This is a genomic window from Pseudomonas sp. Irchel 3F3, assembly GCF_900187545.1.
GTDB classification, from domain to species: Bacteria; Pseudomonadota; Gammaproteobacteria; order Pseudomonadales; family Pseudomonadaceae; genus Aquipseudomonas; species Aquipseudomonas fortuita.
On sequence record NZ_FYDS01000006.1, the window covers coordinates 398597 to 423093 of the forward strand.

Consider the following 24497-nt stretch of genomic DNA (forward strand, 5'->3'; position numbering starts at 1 on the left):
AGACCATGCATTTCACCATTCAACGCGAAGCCCTGTTGAAACCCCTGCAACTGGTCGCCGGTGTCGTAGAGCGCCGTCAGACCTTGCCGGTCCTGTCCAACGTATTGCTGGTCGTACAAGGCCAGCAACTGTCGTTGACCGGTACCGACCTGGAAGTCGAGCTGGTAGGCCGCGTACAACTGGAAGAGCCGGCCGAGCCTGGCGAAATCACTGTGCCGGCGCGCAAGCTGATGGACATTTGTAAAAGCCTGCCGAACGACGCCCTGATCGATATCAAGGTCGACGAGCAGAAACTGTTGGTCAAGGCCGGCCGCAGCCGCTTCACCCTGTCGACCCTGCCAGCCAATGACTTCCCGACTGTGGAAGAAGGCCCGGGCTCGCTGACCTGTAACCTGGAACAGAGCAAGCTGCGCCGTTTGATCGAGCGCACCAGCTTCGCCATGGCCCAGCAGGATGTGCGTTATTACCTCAACGGCATGCTGCTGGAGGTTTCACGTAACACCCTGCGCGCAGTCTCCACTGACGGCCACCGCTTGGCGCTGTGCTCCATGACCGCGCCGATCGAGCAGGAAGATCGCCATCAGGTCATCGTGCCACGCAAAGGTATTCTGGAGTTGGCGCGTCTGCTGACCGACCCTGAAGGCATGGTCAGCATTGTTTTGGGCCAACACCATATTCGCGCCACTACCGGTGAATTCACCTTCACCTCCAAGCTGGTGGATGGCAAGTTCCCGGACTACGAGCGTGTGCTGCCCAAGGGTGGCGACAAGGTGGTGGTGGGCGACCGCCAGGCGCTGCGTGAAGCCTTCAGCCGTACTGCGATTCTTTCCAACGAAAAGTACCGCGGTATTCGCCTGCAACTGGCTGCTGGCCAACTGAAGATCCAGGCCAACAACCCCGAGCAGGAAGAAGCTGAAGAAGAGATCAGCGTGGACTACGAAGGTAGCTCGTTGGAAATCGGCTTTAACGTCAGCTACCTGCTCGACGTGCTGGGCGTGATGACTACTGAGCAAGTTCGTCTGATCCTGTCCGACTCCAACAGCAGTGCGCTGCTGCAGGAAGCTGGCAATGACGATTCTTCCTACGTTGTCATGCCGATGCGTCTGTAACCTGTAGCAGGCGCAATGTCCCTTCGACGGATCATGGTCACCGCGGTGCGCAACTTGCACCCGGTGACACTCTCGCCCTCCCCCCGCATCAATATCCTTTACGGCGCCAACGGCAGCGGCAAGACCAGCGTGCTTGAGGCCGTGCACCTGCTTGGGCTGGCGCGCTCATTTCGCAGCACCCGCCTGAATCCGGTCATCCAGTACGAACAGCCTGCCTGTACCGTGTTTGGTGAAGTGCAGTTGACTGAAGGTGGCACCAGTAACCTGGGTGTTTCCCGAGAGCGGCAGGGAGAATTCACCATTCGCATCGATGGGCAGAACGCACGCAGCGCCGCCCAGCTGGCGGAACTGTTACCGCTGCAGCTCATCAACCCAGACAGTTTCCGGCTGTTGGAAGGTGCGCCGAAAATACGCCGCCAGTTTCTGGATTGGGGGGTGTTCCACGTGGAACCTCGCTTTTTGCCAGCCTGGCAACGGCTGCAGAAGGCGCTGCGGCAGCGGAACTCATGGTTGCGTCATGGTACACTTGACGCAGCTTCGCAAGCCGCCTGGGACCGGGAATTGTGCCTGGCCAGTGCGGAAATAGATGAATACCGTCGCAACTACATCAAGGCCTTGAAGCCCGTCTTCGAGCGAACCCTGAGCGAACTGGTCGAGCTGGACGGGTTGACCCTGAGCTACTACCGAGGCTGGGACAAGGACCGGGAACTGCAAGAAGTACTCGCATCCTCTCTCCTTCGCGATCAGCAGATGGGCCATACCCAGGCCGGTCCGCAGCGTGCTGATCTGCGTCTTCGCCTGGCTGCCAATAACGCGGCCGACATCCTGTCGCGTGGTCAACAAAAGCTTGTGGTGTGCGCGTTGCGCATCGCCCAAGGCCACCTCGTCAGTCAGGCTCGTCGCGGTAACTGTATTTATCTCGTGGATGACTTGCCGTCCGAGCTGGACGACAAGCATCGCCGCGCGCTGTGTCGCTTGCTAGAAGAATTACGCTGCCAGGTGTTCATCACCTGTGTAGATCACGAATTACTGAGGGAAGGCTGGCAGACGGAAACGCCAGTTGCTTTGTTCCACGTGGAACAAGGCCGTATCACCCAGACCCACGACCATCGGGAGTGAAGGCATGAGCGAAAATCAAACGTACGACTCCTCCAGCATCAAAGTGCTGAAAGGTTTGGATGCCGTACGCAAGCGTCCCGGCATGTACATTGGCGACACCGATGATGGTAGCGGCCTGCACCACATGGTCTTCGAGGTGGTCGACAACTCGATCGACGAAGCCCTCGCCGGTCACTGCGATGACATCACGGTCATCATCCACCCGGACGAATCCATCAGCGTGCGCGACAACGGTCGCGGCATTCCGGTGGATGTGCACAAAGAAGAAGGCGTTTCCGCAGCCGAGGTCATCATGACCGTACTGCACGCCGGCGGTAAGTTCGACGATAACTCTTACAAGGTATCCGGCGGCCTGCACGGCGTGGGTGTTTCTGTTGTAAACGCCCTGTCCGAGAAGCTCGTACTGACGGTTCGCCGTAGCGGCAAGATCTGGGAACAGACCTACGTTCATGGCGTTCCACAAGCGCCGATGGCGGTAGTCGGTGAAAGCGAAACCACCGGTACCCACATCCACTTCAAGCCGTCGGCTGAAACGTTCAAGAACATCCACTTCAGCTGGGATATCCTGGCCAAACGTATCCGCGAGTTGTCATTCCTCAACTCGGGCGTTGGTATTTTGCTGAAGGATGAGCGCAGCGGTAAGGAGGAGTTCTTCAAATACGAAGGCGGCCTGCGCGCGTTCGTCGAGTACCTGAACACCAACAAGACGCCGGTCAACTCCCAGGTATTCCACTTCAACGTTCAGCGTGACGATGGCGTGGGTGTTGAAGTGGCTCTCCAGTGGAACGACAGCTTCAACGAAAACCTGCTGTGCTTCACCAACAACATTCCACAGCGCGACGGTGGTACCCACTTGGTGGGCTTCCGTTCTTCGCTGACCCGTAGCCTTAACAGCTACATCGAACAGGAAGGCCTGGCCAAGAAGAACAAGGTGGCGACCACGGGTGACGACGCCCGTGAAGGCCTGACCGCAATCATCTCGGTAAAGGTACCGGACCCTAAGTTCAGCTCGCAGACCAAAGACAAACTGGTCTCCTCGGAGGTGAAAACCGCCGTGGAACAAGAGATGAACAAATACTTCTCCGACTTCCTGCTGGAGAACCCGAACGAGGCCAAGGCCGTCGTTGGCAAGATGATCGACGCCGCTCGTGCGCGTGAAGCGGCGCGTAAAGCCCGTGAGATGACTCGCCGCAAAGGTGCACTGGATATCGCTGGCCTGCCAGGAAAGTTGGCGGACTGCCAAGAGAAGGACCCTGCCCTTTCCGAACTGTACCTGGTGGAGGGTGACTCCGCAGGGGGGTCGGCCAAGCAAGGTCGTAACCGTCGCACCCAGGCGATCTTGCCGCTGAAGGGTAAAATCCTCAACGTCGAGAAAGCACGCTTCGACAAGATGATCTCGTCCCAGGAAGTGGGCACCCTGATCACTGCGCTTGGCTGCGGTATCGGCCGCGAAGAGTACAACATCGACAAGCTGCGTTATCACAACATCATCATCATGACCGATGCTGACGTTGACGGTTCGCACATCCGTACTCTGCTGCTGACCTTCTTCTTCCGTCAGTTGCCGGAACTGGTCGAGCGCGGCTACATCTACATTGCCCAGCCGCCACTGTACAAAGTGAAAAAAGGTAAGCAGGAGCAGTACATCAAGGACGACGAGGCCATGGAAGAATACATGACCCAGTCGGCCCTGGAAGACGCAAGCCTGCACCTGGACGAGTCAGCCCCAGCGGTTTCTGGTGTGCAACTGGAAAGCCTGGTGAACGAGTTCCGTAGTGTCATGAAGACCCTCAAGCGCCTGTCGCGTTTGTACCCGGAAGAGCTGACCGAGCACTTCGTTTACCTGCCTGAGGTGACTCTGGAGCAGTTGGGTGACCACGCGGTGATGCAGGCCTGGCTGGCCAAGCTTCAGGGGCGTCTGAACTCTAGCCAGAAGTCTGGCCTGGCATACAACGCCAGCCTGCGTGAAGATAAAGAGCGCAATGTATGGCTGCCGGAAGTGGAAATCACCTCCCACGGCCTGGCTAGCTATATCACGTTCAACCGTGACTTCTTCGGCAGCAATGACTACCGGACCGTCGTCAACATTGGTGCCAAGCTTTCCAGCCTGTTGGGTGAAGGCGCTTATGTACAACGTGGTGAACGCCGCAAGGCAATCGTCGAGTTCAAGGAAGGCCTGGACTGGCTGATGAATGAGACCACCAAGCGTCACACCATCCAGCGATACAAAGGGCTGGGTGAGATGAACCCGGACCAGCTGTGGGAAACCACCATGGACCCGACCGTTCGCCGTATGCTCAAAGTCACGATTGAAGATGCGATCGCTGCTGACCAGATCTTCAACACCTTGATGGGTGATGCAGTCGAGCCGCGTCGTGAGTTCATCGAAAGCAACGCGCTGTCTGTGTCGAACCTGGACTTCTGATCAGGTGTAATTCGCCAGACACTAAAAAGCCCGCTGATGCGGGCTTTTTAGTGTCTGCAAAAAATCAGTAGCCGGTAAGAATGTTCACGATCCTGCCACTGGCGATCGACATCAACACATAGTCGCCGTTCACGTACAGCCAACGGTGGTCACGCGGTGGCGCATACAGGTGGCGGGCTTTCCAGTCGGTCACCCAGTAACGGTCACCACGGTAATGTGGATCAACTGCATGACCACGCTGCCATTGCTGGTGCGGTACAGGCATACCTGGCTGTGGGCGGAAGTTCGAGTCACGGTAAGCAGGGCCGCGGCCATTGTCATGTCGGCCCTGTTGCTTGGGCTGGCCATGTGGCGGGTTGCCTTGGTGCGATGGACCGCCATCATGTCGATCGGGTGGGCCCGGCTGCGCGAAGCCGGCCAACGGTGCGCTGAGCATGAGCGCGGCGCAGATCACGGTTAGGGTTTTCTTCATTTGCTGCGGTCCTCTGCCTGTTATCGTCTGGCCAGTGCTGACTGCCAGATGCGGTTAACTGATCAGACCACGATTTTTTACGTTTAATGTCAGGGCGCAGGTAAAGGTCCGGTAAAGTCTGCCGCCTATTCAGTTCAGTCCGAGTGCCTTCAAGCGGCGATACAGTGTACGTTCACTCATGCCAAGATGGCTGGCCAGTTCGCTACGCGAGCCCTTGAACTCTTCCAGCGCCTGCGCCAGCTCACCCAGGTGGGTGCGACGGCCACCTGCCGTGTTCGCTGCCACCGGCCCGATATCTTCTGGCAAGTGTTCAGGGCGGATCAGCCCGTCATCGGCGAACAGCCGCGCCCTCTCCAGGATGTTGCGCAGCTCGCGGATATTGCCCGGAAACGGATGCAACCCAAGTTGCTGCAAGGCATCGTCACTCAGCGTGGGCGTGGGTTTACCGGCCGTGGCCATGCGCTGCAGCAGGCTTTGCGCGAGCAGCGGCAGGTCTTCTACCCGCTCGCGCAATGCCGGCAGGCGAATCGGAAAGCCGCTGATGCGGTAGTACAGGTCTTCACGGAAGGAGCCCTGCGCAACCATCTGCTTGAGCGGCTTATGGGTAGCGGATACCAGGCGAAAATCTGAATGCACCGTGCGCAGGCTACCCACCGGGCGGAAGCTGCCGGACTCGATCAGGCGTAGCAGTTTTACCTGCATCGCCAGTGGTACTTCGCCGATTTCGTCGAGAAACAGGGTACCGCCATGTGCCGCCTCAGCCAGGCCGATCTTGCGCTGGTGGGCACCGGTGAACGCACCTTTCTCATAACCGAACAACTCGCTTTCGAACAACGACTCGGTCAACCCGGTGCAGTCGACTACCACCAACGGGCCGTTTGCTCGGGGGCTGCCCATGTGCACTGCACGCGCGAACAGCTCTTTACCGCTACCGGACTCACCCTGCAGCAGCACCGGGATCTGCGCTGGCGCTGCACGTTGCAGGCTGGCCAAGGCAGCCTTGAAGGCTGGTGCGCGGCCCACCAGGCCCTGCTCCTGAGGTTGCGCTGACGCGAGAGTGATGGTGGTCAGGCGTTCGACAAACGCCACCACCCTGCCCTGCTCATCCAGAATCGGGCGCAGCTCGACATCCACATGCTCGGGGCCGCGTGGTGTGTGATGCACATGCAGCACTCGCTCGGGCACCTTGCTGTCCCACGCCTTGCGCATTGGGCAATGCTCGCCGGCCTGGTCGCACGGTACGGCATAGTGGTGCGAGACCTTATGGCATTTTTCACCCAGCGGCGCCTGATCATGCTGGCCGAACTGGCGGCGATAGGCGGCATTGGCGGCCAGGATGTTGTAGTCGGTATCCAGCACGATGGCCGGCAGGGCATCGTGCTCAAGGTAGGAAACCAGAGCTAGGATGAGCGGATGGGCTTCAGGCATGACGGCACCGTTTGGATGAACGGCGCAGCGTAACAAGGACTGCCAAACACTGCCATTGGCTGACAGTCGACTGCCACCTGCCTTGCCAGTATCGCTGCCAGTCGTCTTGACCGGGCCGGTTTCATTGGGGCAAGCGCGGTAAAAGGCCTGGCATGCATCTTGATACACCTCCTGGCACTGCCTACGCCTTGCAAGGTGGGGCAGATAAATTGGAGAACGTGATGATCATCGGCAACAACCTTCACGTGGACGCCTTTTACGACGAGGCGACCTCGACCATCAGCTACCTGGTCATGGACCGTGAAACCCGGCAATGTGCATTGATCGACAGTGTGCTGGATTACGACCCCAAATCCGGGCGCACCTGCAGCGCTTCGGCGGATCGCCTGATCGAGCGCGTGACCGAGCTGAACGCTAGCGTGCGCTGGGTGCTGGAAACCCATGTACACGCCGACCATCTTTCAGCGGCCGCCTACCTGAAGGAAAAGCTGGGTGGCCATACCGCGATCGGCGCTCACATCACCCAGGTACAGAAAGTATTCGGCGCCTTGTTCAATGCAGAGCCTGGCTTCGCCCGTGATGGCAGCCAGTTCGACGTGCTGCTCGAAGACGAGGAAGGCTTGCGCATCGGCAACCTGCACGCCCGGGCACTTCACACACCTGGGCACACCCCCGCGTGCATGAGTTTCATGATTGAAGATGCGGGCGAGATTGCAGTGTTCGTCGGTGACACCCTGTTCATGCCCGACTACGGTACTGCCCGCTGCGATTTCCCTGGGGCCGATGCCCGTACCCTGTACCGTTCGATCCGTCGTCTTCTGGCTTTCCCTGACCATACCCAGCTGTTCATGTGCCACGACTACCTGCCAGGTGGCCGCGACATGCAGTACGTCACCACCGTGGCCGAGCAGCGCGCCAGCAACATTCATATTCATCAGGGTGTCGACGAGGACAGTTTCGTCGCCATGCGCGAAGCCCGTGACAAGACCCTCGACATGCCCGTGCTGATCCTGCCTTCGGTGCAGGTGAACATGCGCAGCGGGCACTTCCCCGCGCCGGAAGAGAACGGCGTGAGCTATCTGAAAATCCCGCTGAACAAGCTGTAACCGCCCTGCCCCATAATCAGATTTCCAGGATTTACCGCCATGCCTGCCTTGTTGTCCCCTGCCAATACCGACCACCACAAGGTGGTCATCGTCGGTGCCGGTGCCGCTGGTATCGCCACCGCTTCCAGCCTGATCAGCCGTGACCCGTCGCTGGACGTTGCCTTGATCGACCCCGCCGATGTGCATTACTACCAACCCGGCTGGACCATGGTCGGGGCCGGTGTGTTCAAGGCACCGAGCACCGCCCGCACCATGGCTTCGACCATCCCGCGTGGTGTGCGCTGGGTCAAGGCGCGGGTGCAGGGTTTCGACCCTCTGGGCCAGTTGGTCATGCTCGAGGGCGGTCGTGCCATCAGCTATGAACAGCTGATAGTGTGCCCTGGCCTCACACTGGACTGGGCGGCAATTGAGGGGCTCTGTGAAACCTTGGGCCGCAACGGGGTCACCTCCAATTACCGTTACGACCTGGCGCCCTACACGTGGGAGCTGGTGCAGAAACTCAAGCAAGGCCGTGCCGTATTCAGCCAGCCGCCCATGCCGATCAAATGTGCGGGCGCACCGCAGAAGGCGCTGTACCTGTCTTGCGATCATTGGCTGCGCAACGGCCATCTGGGGGCGGTTAAAGCCAGCTTCTTCAATGCCGGGGCAGTGTTGTTCGGTGTGGCGGACTACGTGCCTGCGTTGATGAAGTACATCGAAAAATACGCTGTGGACCTCAATTTTTCCCACAGGTTGGTCGCTGTGGACGGTCCGAACAAGCGCGCCACCTTCGTACGCACGCTGCCCGATGGCAGCAGTGAAACGCGCATCGAGGCGTTCGACATGCTCCACGTGGTACCGCCACAGGTGGCGCCGGCTTTTATTCGCGAAAGCCCGTTGGCCGATAACGCCGGCTGGGTCGATGTCGATCCGCATACCCTGCGCCATCGCAAGTACACCAACATCCATGCCCTGGGTGACGTGGCCAATACCAGCAATGCCAAGACCGCCGCAGCGGCCCGCAAGCAGGCGCCGGTAGTGGCCAACAACGTGCTGGTGGCACTGGGCCGGCTGCCCACCCTCGCCCAGTACGATGGCTATGGCTCGTGCCCGCTGACGGTAGAGCGCGGGAAGATCGTCCTGGCCGAGTTCACCTATGGCGGCAAACTGGCACCGAGCTTTCCCAGTTGGTTGCTGGATGGCCGCAAGCCGACGCGTCTGGCCTGGTTGCTCAAGGCGCAGGCGCTGCCGCCGCTGTACTGGCAAGGCATGCTCAAGGGCCGCGAGTGGCTGGCGCGCCCGCAGTTGGTAGCCGAGGGTGGGCAGTGATCGAACATCAATTGTTGGGGGCGGGCCTGGGCGCGATCATCGGTGCGGTGCTGGCGTTGACCGGCGCCGGCGGTGGCATTCTTGCTGTGCCCTTGCTGGTGTTCGGCCTGGGGCTGTCGATGGTCGAGGCTGCACCGGTCGGCCTGTTGGCCGTAGGCATGGCGGCGGCGGTTGGCGCAGTGCTGGGTTTGCGTCAGGGGTTGGTGCGTTATCGGGCAGCGCTGTTTATCGCACTGATCGGCGTAGCAGCGGCGCCGTTCGGGCTGATGCTGGCGCACCGCTTGCCGAATACACCTTTGCAGTTGGTGTTTGCCGGGGTGCTGGTGTACGCCTGCCTGCGTATCTGGCGCAAGGCGGCCAAAGACCTGCGCGGTGAAGCCAATGACGCCCATCGCTATATCGAACCCTGTGTGCTGAACCCGTTGCAAGGTCGCTTGCGCTGGACCCTGCCATGCGCGCGTGCCCTGGCATTTACCGGTGCCTTGTCTGGGTTGCTGTCTGGTCTGCTGGGGGTTGGCGGTGGTTTCGTCATCATCCCGGCCCTGAACCGCTATACCAACCTGCGCATGGCCAGCATCGTGTCCACCTCGCTGGCGGTGATCGCACTGGTGTCCACCGGCAGTGTGGTCAGCGCCAGCCTGGCGGGTGTGATGCATTGGCAGGTTGGAGCCCCGTTTGCATCAGGCGCGGTGCTCGGCCTGCTGCTGGCGCGGCCATTGGCGGCCAGGCTGGCCGGGCCGCGTTTGCAGCAGATGTTTGCGGTGGCCGGTTGGACGGCGGCATTGCTGCTGGCTGGCAAGACACTATTGGGCTAGCAGCGCGTCCTGTTCTGCGGCGCACAGCGCCAGCAGGTAGTCCCACACCACCCGCAGGCGCACTGACTTGTGCAGCTCGCGGCGGGTGCAGATCCAGTAGCTGCGCTGGATGGTTTCGCCAGGCAGTACGCGCACCAGCGTCGGGTCGTCGTGAGCCATGTAGTTGGGCAGTACGGCGATGCCCAGCCCGGCGCGGGCGGCAGCCTGTTGGGCAATGACGCTGGTGCTGCGAAACACCACGGTCGGTGCCCGGCAGAAACTGTTGAGAAACAGCAGTTCCTGGCTGAACAGCAGGTCGTCGACGTAGCCGATCCAGTTGTGCCGGGCCAGGTCCTCACGGTTGCGCAACGGCGGTGCCCGGTCCAGGTAGTCCTGGCTGGCGTACAGCGCCAGGCGGTAGTCGGTGAGCTTGCGGGTTATCAGCAGGTCGGCGTTGGGGCGTTCCAGGTGAATGCTGATCTCCGCTTCGCGGTTGAGGATGCTGACAAAGCGCGGCACCGCCACCAGTTCCACCTCCAGGCCCGGGTAGCGCTCGAACAACGCGTTCATGCGTGGGGTGAAGAACATGATGCCGATGCCTTCGGTCACCCCCAGGCGAATTTTGCCCAACGGGGTGATGGCCTGGGTGATTTCTTCCTGCGCCAACAGCGCGACGTTCTCCATGGCCTCGGCATGCTTGAGCAGGGCTTGGCCCGAGGGGGTCAGCTCGTAGCCCTGGGCATGTTGTACAAACAGCGCAGTGCCCAGGCTTTGCTCGATGCTCTCGATATGCCGGGCCACGGTGCTGTGGGTTGTGTTGAGGCGCTTGGCGGCGGTAAGCAGGCGGCCGCTGCGCTGCAACTCGAGGAAAAACCGCAGATCGTTCCAGTCGAACATGCTGATCCTTGTGGCTGTTCGTCCGGCCCTTTCGCGGGTAAACCCGCTCTCACAGGGACCGCGCCGCCTTCAGAAGCAGCGTCGAACCTGTGGGAGCGGGTTTACCCGCGAAGAGGCCGGTATAGGCTTACCCCTGTGCTAAAACGCACAACGGCTGCGCGAAATCTCGTGTTTCACTCACGAAATTACGCACTAAGATGGATCGGGACAAGAATAAAAAACGGGCGCGAGGTTGCACATGCCATCAGCCGATTCTGTCTTCGACTACGTCGTCGTAGGGGCCGGTCCCGCCGGTTGCCTTCTGGCCAACCGTTTGTCCGCCGACCCATCCTGCCGCGTTTTGCTGCTGGAAGCAGGTGGCCGCGACAACTATCCCTGGATTCACATCCCCGTCGGCTATCTCTATTGCATCGGCAACCCGCGCACTGACTGGTGCTTCAAGACCGAGGCGCAGCCAGGCCTGGGGGGGCGCGCACTGGGCTACCCACGCGGCAAGGTGCTCGGTGGCTGTTCTTCAATCAACGGCATGATCTACATGCGTGGCCAGGCGGCGGACTATGACCGCTGGGCCGAGCAAGGCAATGACGGCTGGGCCTGGAAGGACGTGCTGCCGCTGTTCAAGGCCAGCGAAAACCACTTCGCCGGCGCCAGTGAGCACCACGGCGGTGACGGCGAATGGCGGGTCGAGCGCCAGCGCTACAGCTGGCCAATCCTCGATGCTTTCCGTGATGCCGCCGAGCAAAGCGGCATCGGCAAGGTCGACGACTTCAACACCGGCGACAACCAGGGCTGTGGATACTTTCAGGTCAACCAGCGCAGCGGCGTACGCTGGAACGCCTCCAAAGCTTTCCTGAGGCCGATAAAGGACCGCGCCAACCTCACTGTGCTGACCGGCGTTCAGGTTGACCAGGTACTGCTCAACAACACCCGGGCGCGGGCCGTGAAAGCATTTTGGCAAGGCGCCTGGCACGAGTTTGCGTCGCGTCGCGAAATCATCCTCTGCGCCGGCGCTGTTGGTTCACCCGGTATTCTGCAACGCTCCGGCATCGGCCCGCGCCAGCTGCTGGAAAGCCTGGGCATTGGTGTACGCCACGATATGCCGGGCGTGGGGGGCAACCTTCAGGACCACCTGCAACTGCGCCTGATCTACCAGATCCGCAATACCCGCACCTTGAACCAGATGGCCAATAGCCTCTGGGGCAAGATGGGCATGGGCCTGCGCTACCTTTATGACCGCAGCGGCCCACTGGCGATGGCGCCGAGCCAGCTGGGCGCGTTCGTGCGCTCGAGCCCGGACCAGGCCACCGCCAACCTGCAGTATCACGTTCAGCCGCTTTCACTGGAGCGCTTCGGTGAGCCGCTGCATTCGTTCCCGGCCTTTACCGCATCGGTGTGCAACCTGCGTCCGGTAAGCCGCGGGCGTATCGATATCAGCAGCACCGACATGAACAGCACGCCGCTGATCGACCCCAACTACCTCAGCGAGCCACAGGACCTGCGCGTGGCCGCCGATGCCATCCGCCTCACCCGGCGCATCGTGCAGGCCCCTGCCCTTGCAGCGTTCGACCCCAAGGAATACCTGCCAGGCCCAGCCCTGCAAACCGAGCAAGAGCTGTTTGAGGCAGCCGGCAAAATTGGCACCACCATCTTCCACCCGGTCGGTACCTGCCGTATGGGCAGCGGTGCCTTGGACGTTGTGGATAACCAGTTGCGCGTGCACGGCATCCCCGGTTTGCGTGTGGCCGATGCCTCGATCATGCCGCAGATCACCTCCGGTAATACCTGTTCACCGACCCTGATGATCGCCGAGAAGGCGGCGCAACTGATCCTCAAAGGAGCTGCTACCCAGACCTACATGAACGAAGACGCGATACCGACCCCCTGACCCGGGTGCGTGCAACACCGGTGGCTCGCGGTCAGAAGCCGCCGACAGTGGAACAAAAAGAATAATCACTGTGGCCTGCGGGCCGAGGACAGCAACGATGTCGGATTACATCCAGGAACAGGGTGCGGCGGCCAGCAGCTCCAGCCGCCGTGAAGAACGCAAGATCATTTTCGCGTCATCCCTCGGGACGGTTTTCGAGTGGTATGACTTTTTTCTCTATGGTGCGCTGGCAGCGGTCATCAGCAAGCAGTTCTTTGCTGGGGTGAACGACACCACCGCATTCATCTTCGCCCTCATGGCCTTCGCCGCCGGCTTTCTGGTGCGGCCGTTCGGTGCATTGGTGTTCGGCCGCCTGGGCGACATGATCGGGCGCAAGTACACCTTCCTGGTCACCATCGTGCTGATGGGTTTGTCCACCTTCGCCGTGGGGTTGCTGCCCACTTATGCCAGTATCGGCATTGCCGCACCGATCATCCTGGTGATCCTGCGCATGCTCCAAGGGCTGGCGCTGGGGGGGGAGTACGGCGGTGCTGCCACCTATGTGGCCGAGCATGCGCCCCATGGCAAACGGGGCTTTTACACCGGTTTCATCCAGTCTACGGCCACCCTTGGCCTGTTGTTGTCGCTGCTGGTGGTGCTGGGCAGCCGCTACATCAGTGGCGACCAGTTCGAAACCTGGGGCTGGCGCCTGCCGTTCCTGTTGTCGATCGTGCTGCTGGCCATCTCCACCTGGATCCGCATGAGCATGCACGAGTCGCCGGCCTTCGTGAAAATGAAGGCCCAGGGCAAGGTCAGCAAGTCGCCTATTCGTGAGTCGTTCACCTCTTGGCCTAACCTGAAAGTGGTGCTGACCGCCTTGTTCAGCATCAACGCCGGGCAAGCCGTGACCTTCTATACGGCGCAGTTCTATGTGTTGTTCTTCATGACCCAAATGCTGAAGATGGACCCTGCCCAGGCCAACACGCTGCTGATCATCAGTGTGGTGATCGGTGCGCCGTTCTTCGTGTTTTTCGGTTGGCTGTCGGACCGTATTGGCCGCAAGCCGATCCTGATGCTCGGCCTGCTGTTGGCCACGGTGCTGTACTTCCCGCTGTTCAAGGCGCTAAGCCATTACGCCAACCCTCAGATCGACGCAGCCAGCCGGCAGGCGCCTATCGTGGTCACGGCCGACCCACAAAATTGCACCTTCCAGTTCGACCCGGTGGGCAAGGCTCGTTTTGACAGCCCGTGCGACAAGGTCAAGACATTCCTGGTGAAGCAGGGCCTGCCGTATAGCTCAGTGAACGTGGCCGGCAGCGATGTGGTAGTGAATATTGGTGAAAAGACCATCAATGGCTACGACGAAGCGGCCATGCGCAGCGCAGTGGAGCAGGCGGGCTACCCGGCCAAGGCCGACCCAGGGCAGGTCAACCAGGTAATGGTGGTGGTGCTGATCGTGGCGATGATCCTGATCGCGACCATGACCTATGGCCCGCTGGCAGCGGTAATGGTCGAGCTGTTCCCGACCCGTATCCGCTACACCTCCATGTCCCTGCCCTACCATATTGGTAATGGCTGGTTCGGCGGTTTCCTGCCAACGGTATCGTTCGCGCTGGTGGTGTATACCGGGGATATCTTCTACGGATTGTGGTACCCGGTGCTGGTGACCGGGATCAGCCTGGTGGTGGGGATTTTCTGCCTTAAAGAAACCAAGGATGTGGATCTCGACAAGGTCTGACCCTGTTCATCCGGCATAAAAAAACCGGCTGTAAAAGCCGGTTTTTTTATACCGCGGAAAAACTTATGCACGCTTTTCAGAAAAATTTCATAAGTGGAAATAAACTTCTAATTCAAGTACTTAGCGATCATTTCAAGCATTTGATCGAAAAACTGCTCACAAGTTATCCACAGATGATCAGGCCATCTGCTGTTGGGGTTTTTCATCAGCTGGCGGCAGCGAACCCAAGGCCCGTTGAGTCGCTTCGTTCCACGCCGCTGCGCGGTCATTGAGTTCGGCGATGGCACGTGGCCCGGTGCCATTGGCGTACATCGGCTCGCCAATCACCACTTCGATGGTACCGGCACGCTTGCCCCAACCTGTCTTCGGCCAGAACTTGCCGGCATTGTGGGCAATCGGCAGCACCGGCAGCCCGGCATTCACGGCCAGCGCAGTACCGCCGCGGGAGAACTTGCCCACGGTGCCGAAGGGCACGCGGGTGCCTTCCGGGAAGATCAGCACCCAAGTCTTCTGCTTGAGCAGCTCGTCGCCTTTGCTCGCCACCTGGCGCAACGCTTCCTTTGGGTTGTCGCGGTTGATCGCGATCGGCCGCAGCATGGCCATGGCCCAGCCGAAAAACGGCACGTACAGCAGCTCGCGCTTGAGCACTTGGCTCAGCGGCGAAAAGTACTGGGAAAGGAAGAAGGTTTCCCAAGTGCTTTGGTGGTTGGACAGGATCACACAGGGCTCTTTCGGCACGTTTTCGGCGCCGGTGACCTTGTAGTCGATGCCGAGAATGGTGCGCACCAGGAACAGCGCGCAGCGACACCAATACACGTTGATGAACCTGTAGCGCTTGGGGAACGACAGGAACGGCGCGATGAAGAAGCTCAGCGAGCACCACAGCAGTGAACTGGTGCCCAGCAGCAGGTAAAAAAGAAAGATTCTGATCGCCTGCAGGATCGACATAGTGGCTTGTACCATTGCGGGGCATGCCCGCCTGAGAAAAATGCGCCCGAGGCGCACTGTTTAAATTAGTTCTCTGGCGATAGCTGCCAGATCGTCGAAAATCAGTGTAGTTTCAGGGACACTTTTTTCCAGGGTCCGCTCGCCCTTGCCAGTTTTTACCAACACGGGTTGTGCACCGACGGCCAGGGCGGCCTCCAGGTCACCTTTGCTGTCGCCGACGAACCAGACGCCTTGCAGGGCGACCCGGTAATGCTCGGCAATCGCCACCAGCATGCCAGGCTTTGGCTTGCGGCAATCGCAGCCATCGTCCGGCCCGTGCGGGCAATACACGATATGGCCCACCTCGCCCCCCTGCTCCGCCACCAGCTCGCGCAGGCGTGCGTGCATGGCTTCCAGGGTTGCCAGTGTGTAGTAGCCACGGGCAATGCCGGACTGGTTGGTGGCCACGGCCACCGTCCAGCCGGCTTTGCTCAACTGCGCGATGGCCTCGACCGAGCCAGGGATCGGCACCCATTCTTCCAGCGTCTTGATGTAGGCGTCGGAGTCATGGTTGATGACCCCGTCACGGTCGAGAATCAGCAGTTTCAAGGCTTACCCCAGCAGCGAAATGTCGGCCACGCCCAGGAACAGGCCGCGCAGGCGGCTGAGCAGGGCATAACGGTTGGCGCGTACCTTGGCATCTTCAGCGTTGACCATCACCGCTTCGAAGAAGGCGTCGACCGGGTCACGCAGGGCCGCCAGGCGGGCCAGCGATTCACTGTACTGGCGTGCAGCAGCCATCGGCTGCACGGCCTGGTCGGCCTGCTGGATGGCCGAGTACAGGGAGAACTCGTTGGCGTTGTCGAAGTACTTTGGCTCGACCTGTTCGGCGATGGCACCTTCGGCCTTGCTCAGCAAGTTCGATACACGCTTGTTCACCGCGGCCAGGGCTTCGGCTTCCGGCAGCTTGCGGAAGGCCTGCACAGCTTGCACACGCTGGTCGAAGTCCAGGGCCGAGCCTGGCTGCAGGGCACGCACCGACAGGTAGGTGGCCACGTCGATGCCTTCGTCTTCGTAACGCGCACGCAGGCGGTCGAAGATGAATTCCAGTACCTGTTCGGCCAGGCCAGCGGCCTTGACCTTGGCGCCGAACTGCTTGACTGCGAACTCGACCGCACCGGTCAGGTTCAGGTCGAGCTGCTTCTCGATCAGAATGCGCAGCACGCCCAAGGCAGCACGGCGCAGGGCGTACGGGTCCTTGCTCCCGGTAGGCAGCATGCCGATGCCGAAGATGCCAACGAGGGTGTCGAGTTTGTCGGCGATGGCCACGGCAGCACCGGTGAGGGTCTGCGGCAGCTCGGCGCCAGCACCGCGCGGCATGTACTGCTCGTTCAAAGCCAGGGCGACGTCCTGCGGCTCACCGTCGTTGAGCGCGTAGTAGTAACCGGCAACACCCTGCATTTCGGGGAACTCGCCGACCATCTCGGTGGCCAGGTCGCACTTGGACAGCAGGCCGGCACGGCCGGCGCGCTGGGCGTCGCCGCCGATCAGCGGGGCAATGAACGCAGCCAGTTTGGAAACACGCTCGGCCTTGTCGTACACAGTGCCCAGCTGCGCCTGGAACACCACGTTTTTCAGGCGCTCGTTGAAGGTTTCCAGCGGCTGCTTCTTGTCCTGCTTGAAGAAGAACTCGGCGTCGGTCAGGCGTGGGCGCACGACCTTCTCGTTGCCTTGCACGATCTGCTTCGGGTCGCGGCTCTCGACGTTGGCCACGGTGATGAAGCGCGGCAGCAGCTTGCCTTCGCTGTCCAGCAGGCAGAAGTACTTCTGGTTGTCCTGCATGGTGGTGATCAGGGCTTCCTGTGGCACTTCAAGGAAACGCTCCTCGAACGAGCACACCAGCGGCACTGGCCACTCGACCAGGGCAGTCACTTCGTCCAGCAGCGCAGGCGGCACGATGGCGGTGCCTTCCTGCTGCATGGCCAGCTCGGCGGTACGCTTGCTGATCAGCTCGCGGCGCTCGGCGAAGTCGGCCAGCACGTAGGCTTTGCGCAGGTCTTCGACGTAGTTGGCCGGGGTGGTGATGACGACGTTTTCCGGGTGGTGGAAGCGGTGGCCACGGGATTCACGGCCGGCTTTCTGCGACAGGATGGTGCAGTCGACCACCTGGTCGCCCAGCAGCATCACCAGCCATTGCGTCGGGCGTACGAACTCTTCACGGCTGGCCGCCCAGCGCATGCGCTTGGGAATCGGCAGGTCGTTGAGCGAATCTTCGACGATGGTTGGCAGCAAGCCGGCGGTGGCCTTGCCTGGGATATGCTGGGAGAAGCGCAGCTTGGCGCCGCTCTGGTCGATTTCCGACAGATCTACACCGCATTTCTTGGCAAAGCCAAGAGCAGCCTGGGTCGGCTCGCCGTCTTTGAAAGCAGCCTGCAGGGGCGGGCCGTCGATATTGATGCTGCGGTCAGGCTGCTGCACGTCCAGCTGGCGGATCAGCACGGCCAGGCGGCGCGGCGCGGCGTACACCTGCTTGCCGGTGTAGTTCAGGCCAGCGGCCTGCAGGCCTTTCTCGATGCCGGCCAGGAAGGCGTCGCCGAGGGTGGCGAGGGCCTTGGGTGGCAGCTCTTCGGTGCCCAGTTCTACCAGGAAATCTTGAGCACTCATTGTGCAGCCTCCAGCTTAGCCAACACTTCGTCACGCAATTCAGGGGTGGCCATCGGGAAGCCCAGGCGTGCGCGGGCTTGCAGATAGCTTTGCGCCACGTCCCGGGCCAGGGTACGTACACGCAAGATGTAACGCTGGCGCTCGGTTACCGAGATGGCGCGGCGGGCGTCCAGCAGGTTGAAGGTGTGCGAGGCCTTCAGGACCATTTCATAGGTCGGCAACGGCAGATCCAGCTTGATCAGGCGGTTGGCTTCGCTTTCGTAGAAGTCGAACAGTTCGAACAGCTTGTCGACATTGGCGTGCTCGAAGTTGTAGGTCGACTGCTCCACCTCGTTCTGGTGGAACACGTCGCCATAGGTGACTTTGCCAAACGGGCCGTCGGCCCACACCAGGTCGTACACCGAGTCGACGCCCTGGATGTACATGGCCAGGCGCTCCAGGCCGTAGGTGATTTCACCGGTGACCGGGTAGCACTCGATACCGCCTACCTGCTGGAAGTAGGTGAACTGGGTGACTTCCATCCCGTTGAGCCAGATTTCCCAGCCCAGACCCCAGGCGCCGAGGGTCGGCGATTCCCAGTTGTCTTCGACGAAGCGGATGTCGTGCACCAGCGGATCCAGGCCGATGGCTTTCAGCGAGCCGAGGTACAGCTCCTGGAAGTTGGCCGGGTTGGGCTTGAGCACGACCTGGAACTGGTAGTAGTGCTGCAGGCGGTTTGGGTTTTCGCCATACCGCCCGTCGGCAGGGCGACGGCTAGGCTGCACGTAGGCGGCGTTCCAGGTTTCTGGGCCGACGGCGCGCAGGAACGTGGCGGTATGGAAAGTGCCGGCGCCTACTTCCATATCGTAGGGCTGAAGCACCACACAACCTTGAGCTGCCCAGTAGTTCTGCAGGGCGAGGATCAGGTCTTGGAAGGTACGCACGGCTGGCGTAGGCTGGCTCACGAAATTCACCTGTATCTGGGGATGCGGATGTAAAGAGCGGGAGTATAACCTGATTCGCCTCGCCCTCTACTCATTGGAGCCTTATGCCACGCTGCTTTTGGTGTACCGACGATCCGTTGTACCAGGCCTACCATGACCAGGAATGGGGAACGCCACAGCGTGACCCGGCGTTGCTCTTCGAGATGCTTTTGCTCGAAGGGTTCCAGGCCGGGCTTTCGTGGATAACCGTTTTGCGCAAACGCGAGCGTTATCGCGAGGTGATGTACGGCTTCGACCCGGAAAAGCTGGCCGCCATGAGCGACGAGCGCATCGAAGAACTGATGCAGGATGCGGGTATCATCCGCAACCGCCTCAAGCTCAAGGCTGCGCGGCGCAATGCCCAGGCCTGGCGGGCTGTGGATAACCCGGCCGAATGGCTGTGGTCGTTCGTTGGCGGCGAGCCGAAGATCAACCACTTCAACGGGCGCGGCGACGTGCCGGCTGTTACCGACGAAGCCAAGGCCATGAGCAAGGCCCTGCAGAAAGCCGGCTTCACCTTTGTCGGCCCGACCATCTGCTACGCCTTCATGCAGGCCACCGGCATGGTCATGGACCACACCACCGATTGCGATCGCTACGCCGCCTTGTTGCGCTGAGGGGTTACAATGCGCGCCTTGCTGAAATAAGGAATTCGCCTGTGGAAAAGTTCAAGGGCGCCCTGATGGTCGGGGTGCTGCGCCTGTTTGCCAAGCTGCCCTGGGGCGCTGTACAGCGCGTCGGCGCGGGTATCGGTTGGCTGATGTGGAAAGTGCCCAATGGTTCGCGCAACGTGGTGCGGATCAACCTGGCCAAGTGTTTCCCGGAGATGGACCCGGTTGCCCGTGAGCAGCTGGTTGGCCAGGCGCTGCGGGATATTGGCAAATCCTTTGTCGAAAGTGCCTGTGCCTGGATCTGGCCGCCGCAGCGTTCGCTGGAGCTGGTCAAGGAAGTGCACGGCCTGGAAGTGCTTGAGCAGGCTCTGGCCTCGGGCAAGGGCGTGGTGGGGATCACCAGCCACCTGGGCAACTGGGAAGTGCTGAACCACTTTTACTGTAACCAGTGCAAACCGATCATCTTCTATCGCCCGCCGAAGCTCAAAGCGGTGGATGACCTGTTGCGCGAGCAGCGTGTGCAGATGGGCAACCGCGTGGCGCCTTCGACCAAGGAAGGCATCCTCAGCATCATCAAGGAAGTGCGCCGTGGAGGCCAGGTAGGCATCCCCGCCGACCCCGAGCCGGCGGAATCGGCAGGGGTGTTCGTACCGTTCCTGGGTACCCAGGCGCTGACCAGCAAATTCGTGCCGAACATGCTGGCCGGCGGCAAGGCGGTGGGTGTGTTCCTGCATGCGCTGCGGCTGCCGGATGGTTCGGGCTTTCGGGTGATTCTGGAGGCAGCGCCGGAAGCGATGTACAGCACCGATGTGACCGAATCGGCGGCGGCGATGAGCAAGGTGGTCGAGCGCTATGTGCGCGAGTACCCCAGCCAGTACATGTGGAGCATGAAACGCTTCAAGAAGCGCCCGGCTGGCGAGCCGCGCTGGTACTGAGATTTCTGGGGGCGCTTTGCGCCCCTTTCGCGGGACAAGCCCGCTCCCACATGGGATCGCGGTCACCTGAACGAGCGGCCTTGTGTCGCGATGTTCAGCGCAGCCCACACTATCTCTGTGGGAGCGGGCTTGCCCCGCGAATGGGCTGCAAAGCAGCCCCGGCAATCTCAGGCCTTGTTGAGCTTCTTCAGGAATACGGCCATCTCCTTCTCGGCCTGCTTGTCCCCATGGGCCTGCGCCGCCACGATCCCGTCTTCCCAGGCCCTGCGCGCTGCCGCCAGGTCACCCTGCAACTGATGCGCTTTGCCCAGTAACTTCCACGCTGCGGAGTACTTGGGATCCTGCTCCACACACCGTGCCAGGTGCACCGCCGCTTCAGCGCCATTGCCTTCATCCAGCCAGGCCTTCCCCAGCCCGAACCGCAGCAATGGGTTATCCACACCCTTGGCCAGCATCTTCTCCAGCGATTCGCGCATGCCCTCTTCTCCTAGAAGAAACTCAAGCCAACGTGGAACAGCTTCTCCACATCCCGAATGTGTTTTTTATCCACAACGAACAGGATCACATGGTCACCCGACGCGATCACGGTGTCGTCGTGGGCGATCATCACCTCTTCGTCGCGGATGATGGCGCCGATGGTGGTACCCGGTGGCAGGGCGATGTCTTCGATGGCCTTGCCCACAACCTTGCTCGACTTCGAATCCCCGTGCGCCACCGCCTCGATGGCCTCGGCCGCACCACGGCGCAGCGAGTGCACGCTGACAATGTCACCCCGGCGCACGTGCGCAAGCAGGGTGCCGATGGTGGCCAGCTGCGGGCTGATGGCGATGTCGATATCACCGCCCTGCACCAGGTCGACATAGGCCGGGTTGTTGATGATGGTCATTACCTTGCCCGCGCCCAGGCGCTTGGCCAGCAGCGACGACATGATGTTGGCTTCGTCATCGTTGGTCAGGGCCAGGAAGATGTCGGCGTCGGCGATGTTCTCTTCGAGCATCAAGTCCTTGTCCGAGGCGCTGCCCTGCAGCACCACAGTGCTTTCCAGGGTATCGGAGAGGTGCCGGCAGCGGGCCGGGTTCATCTCGATGATCTTCACCTGGTAGCGGCTCTCGATGGCTTCGGCCAGGCGTTCGCCGATCTGCCCACCGCCGGCGATCACAATGCGTTTATTGGTTTCGTCGATGCGGCGCAGCTCGCCCATCACGGCGCGGATGTCCTTCTTGGCGGCGATGAAGAACACTTCGTCGTCAGCTTCGATCACCGTGTCGCCACGTGGGGTGATTGGCCGGTCGCGGCGGAAGATCGCCGCCACGCGGGTGTCGACGTTGGGCATGTGCGCGCGGATCTGGCGCAACTGCTGGCCGACCAGTGGGCCGCCGTAGTAAGCCTTCACCGCCACAAGCTGGGCCTTGCCTTCGGCGAAGTCGATCACCTGCAGTGAGCCTGGGTGTTCGATCAGGCGCTTGATGTAGTTGGTCACCACCTGCTCGGGGCTGATCAGCACGTCGACCGGGATATGGTCGTTGTCGAACAGCTCTTCGCGTGTCAGGTAGGACGATTCACGCACCCGGGCGATCTTGGTCGGGGTGTGGAACAGCGAATAGGCCACCTGACAGGCGACCATGTTGGTTTCGTCGCTGTTGGTCACTGCCACCAGCATGTCGGCGTCGTCGGCACCCGCCTGGCGCAGCACCGTCGGCAGCGAACCGCGGCCCTGCACGGTACGGATGTCCAGGCGGTCACCGAGGTCGCGCAAGCGCTCGCCATCGGTGTCGACCACGGTGATGTCGTTGGCTTCGCTGGCCAGGTGCTCTGCCAGCGTACCGCCTACCTGCCCTGCGCCGAGGATGATGATCTTCATCCGCTACTCCCTACCGTTTGGTCTTATCCGCGTGAGGCGGCGATCTTGATCAGCTTGGCATAGTAGAAGCCGTCGTGGCCGCCCTCCTGGGCCAGCAACTGGCGGCCGTGGGGCTGGCGCAGGCCGGCCTCGGTGGCCAGGTCCAGTTCACGGGCGCCCGGGGTGCGGGCCAGGAAGGCGCCGATCACGTCGGTATTCTCGGTCGGCAGGCTGGAGCAGGTGGCGTACAGCAGCATGCCGCCTACTTCCAGGGTCGGCCACAGGGCGTCGAGAAGCTCGCCTTGCAGTGTTGCCAGGGCCGGGATGTCGTCGGCCTGGCGGGTCAGCTTGATGTCCGGGTGACGGCGGATTACGCCGGTGGCCGAACACGGCGCGTCGAGCAGGATGCGCTGGAACGGCTTGCCGTCCCACCAGCTGGCGGTGTCGCGGGCATCGCAGGCGATCAGCTCGGCGTCCAGTTGCAGGCGGTCGAGGTTCTCGCGCACGCGGGTCAGGCGCTTGGCTTCAAGGTCGATGGCCACCATCTGCGCCAGGCCGGCTTCGGCCTCCAGCAAGTGGCAGGTTTTGCCCCCTGGGGCGCAGCAGGCGTCCAGTACGCGCTGGCCGGGGGCCAGTTCGAGCAAGTCGGCAGACAGCTGCGCGGCTTCGTCCTGCACGCTCACCCAGCCTTCGGCGAAGCCGGGCAGGCCGCGCACGTCGCAGGCCTCGGCCAGCACGATGCCGTCACGGCTGTACTGGCAGGCGCTGGCGTCAATGCCCGCGTCGGCCAGCAGTGCAAGGTACGCATCGCGGCTGTGGTGACGGCGGTTGACCCGCAGAATCATCGGCGGGTGGGCGTTGTTGGCGGCGCAAATGGCTTCCCACTGCTCCGGCCAGAAGGCTTTCAGTGCCTTCTGCAGCCAGCGCGGGTGGGCGGTGCGTACCACTGGGTCGCGCTCCATGCCGGCGAGCAGTTCTTCGCCTTCGCGCTGGGCGCGGCGCAGCACGGCATTGAGCAGGCCCTTGGCCCACGGCTTTTTCAGCTTGTCGGCACAGCCCACGGTTTCGCCGATGGCGGCGTGGGCCGGAATGCGGGTGTAGAACAACTGGTAAAGGCCGACCAGCAGCAGCGCCTGCACATCGGCGTCGGCGGCCTTGAAAGGCTTTTGCAGCAGTTGCGCGGCCAGCAGGTCGAGGCGTGGCTGCCAGCGTGCGGTGCCGAACGCCAAGTCCTGGGTCAGGCCACGGTCGCGTTCATCGACCTTGTCCAGTTGTGCTGGCAGCGAGCTGTTCAGCGAGGCCTTGCCACTGAGTACAGCGGCAAGGGCACGGGCAGCGGCGAGACGTGGGTTCATTGGCCCAGCACCTTGCCAGCGGCGAACTTCTCGCGGCGGCTGTTGAACAGGTCGCTGAAGTTCAGCGCCTTGCCGCCGGGCAATTGCAGGCGGGTCAGGCTCAGCGCCTGGTCGCCGCACGCAACGACCAGGCCGTCCTTGCTGGCGGACAGGATTTCGCCCGGGGCGCCCTTGCCTGTGGACAAGTTGGCGGCCAGCACCTTCACGCTTTCGCCATCGAGGGTGCTGTGGCACACCGGCCACGGGTTGAAGGCGCGGATCAGGCGCTCCAGCTCGACGGCCGGGCGGGTCCAGACAATGCGCGCCTCGTCCTTGTTCAGCTTGTGGGCGTAGGTGGCCAGGGCATCGTCTTGCGTTTCACCTTGCAGCGAACCGTCGGCGAGGCCAGCGATGGCCTGAACGACTGCGGGCGGGCCCATTTCGGCCAAGCGATCATGCAAGGTGCCGCCGGTGTCGTCGGCGCTGATCGGGGTGACCACCTTGAGCAGCATTGGGCCGGTGTCCAGGCCAGCTTCCATGCGCATCACGGTTACCCCGCTCTCGGCGTCGCCGGCTTCCACGGCGCGCTGGATCGGCGCCGCACCGCGCCAGCGTGGCAGCAGGGAGGCGTGGCTGTTGATGCAGCCCAGGCGCGGGATATCCAGCACTGCCTGCGGCAGGATCAGGCCGTAGGCGACCACCACCATCAGGTCCGGCTGCAGCGCGGCCAGTTCGGCCTGGGCATCGGCGTTGCGCAGGGTCTGCGGCTGGAACACCGGGATGTCATGGGCGACGGCCAGTGCCTTGACCGCACTTGGCATCAGCTTCTGGCCACGACCGGCCGGGCGGTCGGGCTGGGTGTAGACGGCCACGATCTCGTACGGGCTGTCGAGCAGGGCCTTGAGGTGTTCGGCGGCAAACTCTGGAGTGCCTGCAAAGACGATGCGCATGGAGTTCTCGCTTC

21 protein-coding genes are annotated in these 24497 nt (G+C 61.7%); 10 read left to right on the forward strand and 11 right to left on the reverse strand.

Annotated features, from left to right (window positions below):
* Positions 1 to 5: 5 nt before the first annotated feature.
* The 3 genes from dnaN to gyrB are packed head-to-tail and all read left to right on the forward strand — an operon-like array spanning position 6 to position 4653.
* Positions 6 to 1109: a DNA polymerase III subunit beta gene (gene dnaN, locus CKW35_RS15565; RefSeq protein WP_016489921.1), complete on the forward strand. Its 1104-nt coding sequence runs from the start codon at positions 6 to 8 to the stop codon at positions 1107 to 1109.
* Between the two features lie 15 nt (positions 1110 to 1124).
* Complete coding sequence (gene recF / locus CKW35_RS15570) at positions 1125 to 2228, forward strand: DNA replication/repair protein RecF (RefSeq protein WP_016489922.1); 1104 nt, start codon at positions 1125 to 1127, stop codon at positions 2226 to 2228.
* Between the two features lie 4 nt (positions 2229 to 2232).
* Positions 2233 to 4653 (forward strand): DNA topoisomerase (ATP-hydrolyzing) subunit B, encoded by a 2421-nt coding sequence (gyrB, locus tag CKW35_RS15575; RefSeq protein ID WP_016489923.1) that lies wholly within the window; start codon positions 2233 to 2235, stop codon positions 4651 to 4653.
* 64 nt (positions 4654 to 4717) lie between these two features.
* On the opposite strand, the gene CKW35_RS15580 is transcribed toward gyrB, so the two are convergent.
* A complete protein-coding gene (locus CKW35_RS15580) occupies positions 4718 to 5125 on the reverse strand; it encodes an RcnB family protein (RefSeq protein WP_016489924.1) in 408 nt (135 codons plus the stop codon).
* 129 nt (positions 5126 to 5254) lie between these two features.
* Positions 5255 to 6553, reverse strand: coding sequence for a sigma-54-dependent Fis family transcriptional regulator (locus CKW35_RS15585; RefSeq protein WP_060519819.1), 1299 nt, complete (start codon positions 6551 to 6553; stop codon positions 5255 to 5257).
* A 221-nt stretch (positions 6554 to 6774) separates the two neighbouring features.
* Between CKW35_RS15585 and CKW35_RS15590 the strand changes: the two genes are divergently transcribed.
* The 3 genes from CKW35_RS15590 to CKW35_RS15600 are packed head-to-tail and all read left to right on the forward strand — an operon-like array spanning position 6775 to position 9782.
* Entirely contained in the window at positions 6775 to 7659 is an 885-nt protein-coding gene (locus CKW35_RS15590; RefSeq protein ID WP_016489926.1) for an MBL fold metallo-hydrolase, read from the forward strand.
* A 39-nt stretch (positions 7660 to 7698) separates the two neighbouring features.
* Positions 7699 to 8967: an FAD/NAD(P)-binding oxidoreductase gene (locus tag CKW35_RS15595; RefSeq protein ID WP_016489927.1), complete on the forward strand. Its 1269-nt coding sequence runs from the start codon at positions 7699 to 7701 to the stop codon at positions 8965 to 8967.
* Positions 8964 to 9782: a sulfite exporter TauE/SafE family protein gene (locus tag CKW35_RS15600; RefSeq protein ID WP_095116338.1), complete on the forward strand. Its 819-nt coding sequence runs from the start codon at positions 8964 to 8966 to the stop codon at positions 9780 to 9782. Before CKW35_RS15595 ends, CKW35_RS15600 begins: the two co-directional genes overlap by 4 nt.
* Here CKW35_RS15600 and CKW35_RS15605 read toward each other — a convergent pair.
* The gene (locus CKW35_RS15605; RefSeq protein WP_060519805.1) at positions 9771 to 10658 is read right to left on the reverse strand and encodes a LysR family transcriptional regulator; all 888 of its coding nucleotides are present in this window, start codon (positions 10656 to 10658) and stop codon (positions 9771 to 9773) included. The genes CKW35_RS15600 and CKW35_RS15605 overlap by 12 nt on opposite strands.
* Positions 10659 to 10896: 238 nt before the next feature.
* Here CKW35_RS15605 and CKW35_RS15610 point away from each other — a divergent pair, with 238 nt between their 5' ends.
* Both CKW35_RS15610 and CKW35_RS15615 read left to right on the forward strand, forming a co-directional pair.
* Positions 10897 to 12543 carry a GMC family oxidoreductase gene (locus CKW35_RS15610; RefSeq protein WP_016489930.1) on the forward strand — a complete coding sequence of 549 codons (1647 nt, stop codon included), beginning with the start codon at positions 10897 to 10899 and terminating at the stop codon, positions 12541 to 12543.
* A gap of 97 nt (positions 12544 to 12640) precedes the next feature.
* Entirely contained in the window at positions 12641 to 14260 is a 1620-nt protein-coding gene (locus tag CKW35_RS15615; RefSeq protein ID WP_016489931.1) for an MFS transporter, read from the forward strand.
* A gap of 177 nt (positions 14261 to 14437) precedes the next feature.
* On the opposite strand, the gene CKW35_RS15620 is transcribed toward CKW35_RS15615, so the two are convergent.
* Genes CKW35_RS15620 through glyQ form a run of 4 tightly spaced genes read right to left on the reverse strand, consistent with a single transcriptional unit; the run spans position 14438 to position 18795 of the window.
* Positions 14438 to 15223: a 1-acyl-sn-glycerol-3-phosphate acyltransferase gene (locus CKW35_RS15620; RefSeq protein WP_016489932.1), complete on the reverse strand. Its 786-nt coding sequence runs from the start codon at positions 15221 to 15223 to the stop codon at positions 14438 to 14440.
* Positions 15224 to 15268: 45 nt separating this feature from the next.
* Complete coding sequence (gene gmhB, locus CKW35_RS15625; RefSeq protein WP_016489933.1) at positions 15269 to 15796, reverse strand: D-glycero-beta-D-manno-heptose 1,7-bisphosphate 7-phosphatase; 528 nt, start codon at positions 15794 to 15796, stop codon at positions 15269 to 15271.
* Positions 15797 to 15799: 3 nt separating this feature from the next.
* Positions 15800 to 17851, reverse strand: a complete 2052-nt coding sequence (glyS, locus tag CKW35_RS15630; protein ID WP_023048058.1) for a glycine--tRNA ligase subunit beta — start codon at positions 17849 to 17851, stop codon at positions 15800 to 15802.
* Complete coding sequence (gene glyQ, locus CKW35_RS15635; protein WP_012269869.1) at positions 17848 to 18795, reverse strand: glycine--tRNA ligase subunit alpha; 948 nt, start codon at positions 18793 to 18795, stop codon at positions 17848 to 17850. Before glyQ ends, glyS begins: the two co-directional genes overlap by 4 nt.
* Positions 18796 to 18878: 83 nt before the next feature.
* On the opposite strand from glyQ, the gene CKW35_RS15640 reads away from it, so the two are divergent.
* Together CKW35_RS15640 and CKW35_RS15645 are read left to right on the forward strand one after the other, a co-directional pair.
* Positions 18879 to 19430 (forward strand): DNA-3-methyladenine glycosylase I, encoded by a 552-nt coding sequence (locus CKW35_RS15640; RefSeq protein ID WP_095116340.1) that lies wholly within the window; start codon positions 18879 to 18881, stop codon positions 19428 to 19430.
* 41 nt (positions 19431 to 19471) lie between these two features.
* Positions 19472 to 20359: a lysophospholipid acyltransferase gene (locus CKW35_RS15645; protein ID WP_095116342.1), complete on the forward strand. Its 888-nt coding sequence runs from the start codon at positions 19472 to 19474 to the stop codon at positions 20357 to 20359.
* Positions 20360 to 20526: 167 nt separating this feature from the next.
* On the opposite strand, the gene CKW35_RS15650 is transcribed toward CKW35_RS15645, so the two are convergent.
* From CKW35_RS15650 to fmt, 4 genes are read right to left on the reverse strand one after another with little or no spacing between them, the layout of a single operon-like run.
* Positions 20527 to 20835 carry a tetratricopeptide repeat protein gene (locus tag CKW35_RS15650; RefSeq protein WP_023048056.1) on the reverse strand — a complete coding sequence of 103 codons (309 nt, stop codon included), beginning with the start codon at positions 20833 to 20835 and terminating at the stop codon, positions 20527 to 20529.
* Between the two features lie 11 nt (positions 20836 to 20846).
* Positions 20847 to 22220, reverse strand: a complete 1374-nt coding sequence (gene trkA / locus CKW35_RS15655) for a Trk system potassium transporter TrkA (RefSeq protein ID WP_016489939.1) — start codon at positions 22218 to 22220, stop codon at positions 20847 to 20849.
* A 23-nt stretch (positions 22221 to 22243) separates the two neighbouring features.
* The gene (gene rsmB, locus CKW35_RS15660) at positions 22244 to 23554 is read right to left on the reverse strand and encodes a 16S rRNA (cytosine(967)-C(5))-methyltransferase RsmB (protein WP_095116344.1); all 1311 of its coding nucleotides are present in this window, start codon (positions 23552 to 23554) and stop codon (positions 22244 to 22246) included.
* Complete coding sequence (gene fmt, locus CKW35_RS15665; protein WP_095116346.1) at positions 23551 to 24483, reverse strand: methionyl-tRNA formyltransferase; 933 nt, start codon at positions 24481 to 24483, stop codon at positions 23551 to 23553. Before fmt ends, rsmB begins: the two co-directional genes overlap by 4 nt.
* Positions 24484 to 24497: the final 14 nt, after the last annotated feature.

Coding starts and splice junctions, on each gene's coding strand:
- dnaN (WP_016489921.1), top strand. CDS start 6: ATGCATTTCACCATTCAACGCGAAGCCCTGTTGAAACCCCTGCAACTG.
- recF (WP_016489922.1), top strand. CDS start 1,125: ATGTCCCTTCGACGGATCATGGTCACCGCGGTGCGCAACTTGCACCCG.
- gyrB (WP_016489923.1), top strand. CDS start 2,233: ATGAGCGAAAATCAAACGTACGACTCCTCCAGCATCAAAGTGCTGAAA.
- CKW35_RS15580 (WP_016489924.1), bottom strand. CDS start 5,125: ATGAAGAAAACCCTAACCGTGATCTGCGCCGCGCTCATGCTCAGCGCA.
- CKW35_RS15585 (WP_060519819.1), bottom strand. CDS start 6,553: ATGCCTGAAGCCCATCCGCTCATCCTAGCTCTGGTTTCCTACCTTGAG.
- CKW35_RS15590 (WP_016489926.1), top strand. CDS start 6,775: ATGATCATCGGCAACAACCTTCACGTGGACGCCTTTTACGACGAGGCG.
- CKW35_RS15595 (WP_016489927.1), top strand. CDS start 7,699: ATGCCTGCCTTGTTGTCCCCTGCCAATACCGACCACCACAAGGTGGTC.
- CKW35_RS15605 (WP_060519805.1), bottom strand. CDS start 10,658: ATGTTCGACTGGAACGATCTGCGGTTTTTCCTCGAGTTGCAGCGCAGC.
- CKW35_RS15610 (WP_016489930.1), top strand. CDS start 10,897: ATGCCATCAGCCGATTCTGTCTTCGACTACGTCGTCGTAGGGGCCGGT.
- CKW35_RS15615 (WP_016489931.1), top strand. CDS start 12,641: ATGTCGGATTACATCCAGGAACAGGGTGCGGCGGCCAGCAGCTCCAGC.
- CKW35_RS15620 (WP_016489932.1), bottom strand. CDS start 15,223: ATGGTACAAGCCACTATGTCGATCCTGCAGGCGATCAGAATCTTTCTT.
- glyS (WP_023048058.1), bottom strand. CDS start 17,851: ATGAGTGCTCAAGATTTCCTGGTAGAACTGGGCACCGAAGAGCTGCCA.
- CKW35_RS15640 (WP_095116340.1), top strand. CDS start 18,879: ATGCCACGCTGCTTTTGGTGTACCGACGATCCGTTGTACCAGGCCTAC.
- CKW35_RS15650 (WP_023048056.1), bottom strand. CDS start 20,835: ATGCGCGAATCGCTGGAGAAGATGCTGGCCAAGGGTGTGGATAACCCA.
- trkA (WP_016489939.1), bottom strand. CDS start 22,220: ATGAAGATCATCATCCTCGGCGCAGGGCAGGTAGGCGGTACGCTGGCA.
- rsmB (WP_095116344.1), bottom strand. CDS start 23,554: ATGAACCCACGTCTCGCCGCTGCCCGTGCCCTTGCCGCTGTACTCAGT.
- fmt (WP_095116346.1), bottom strand. CDS start 24,483: ATGCGCATCGTCTTTGCAGGCACTCCAGAGTTTGCCGCCGAACACCTC.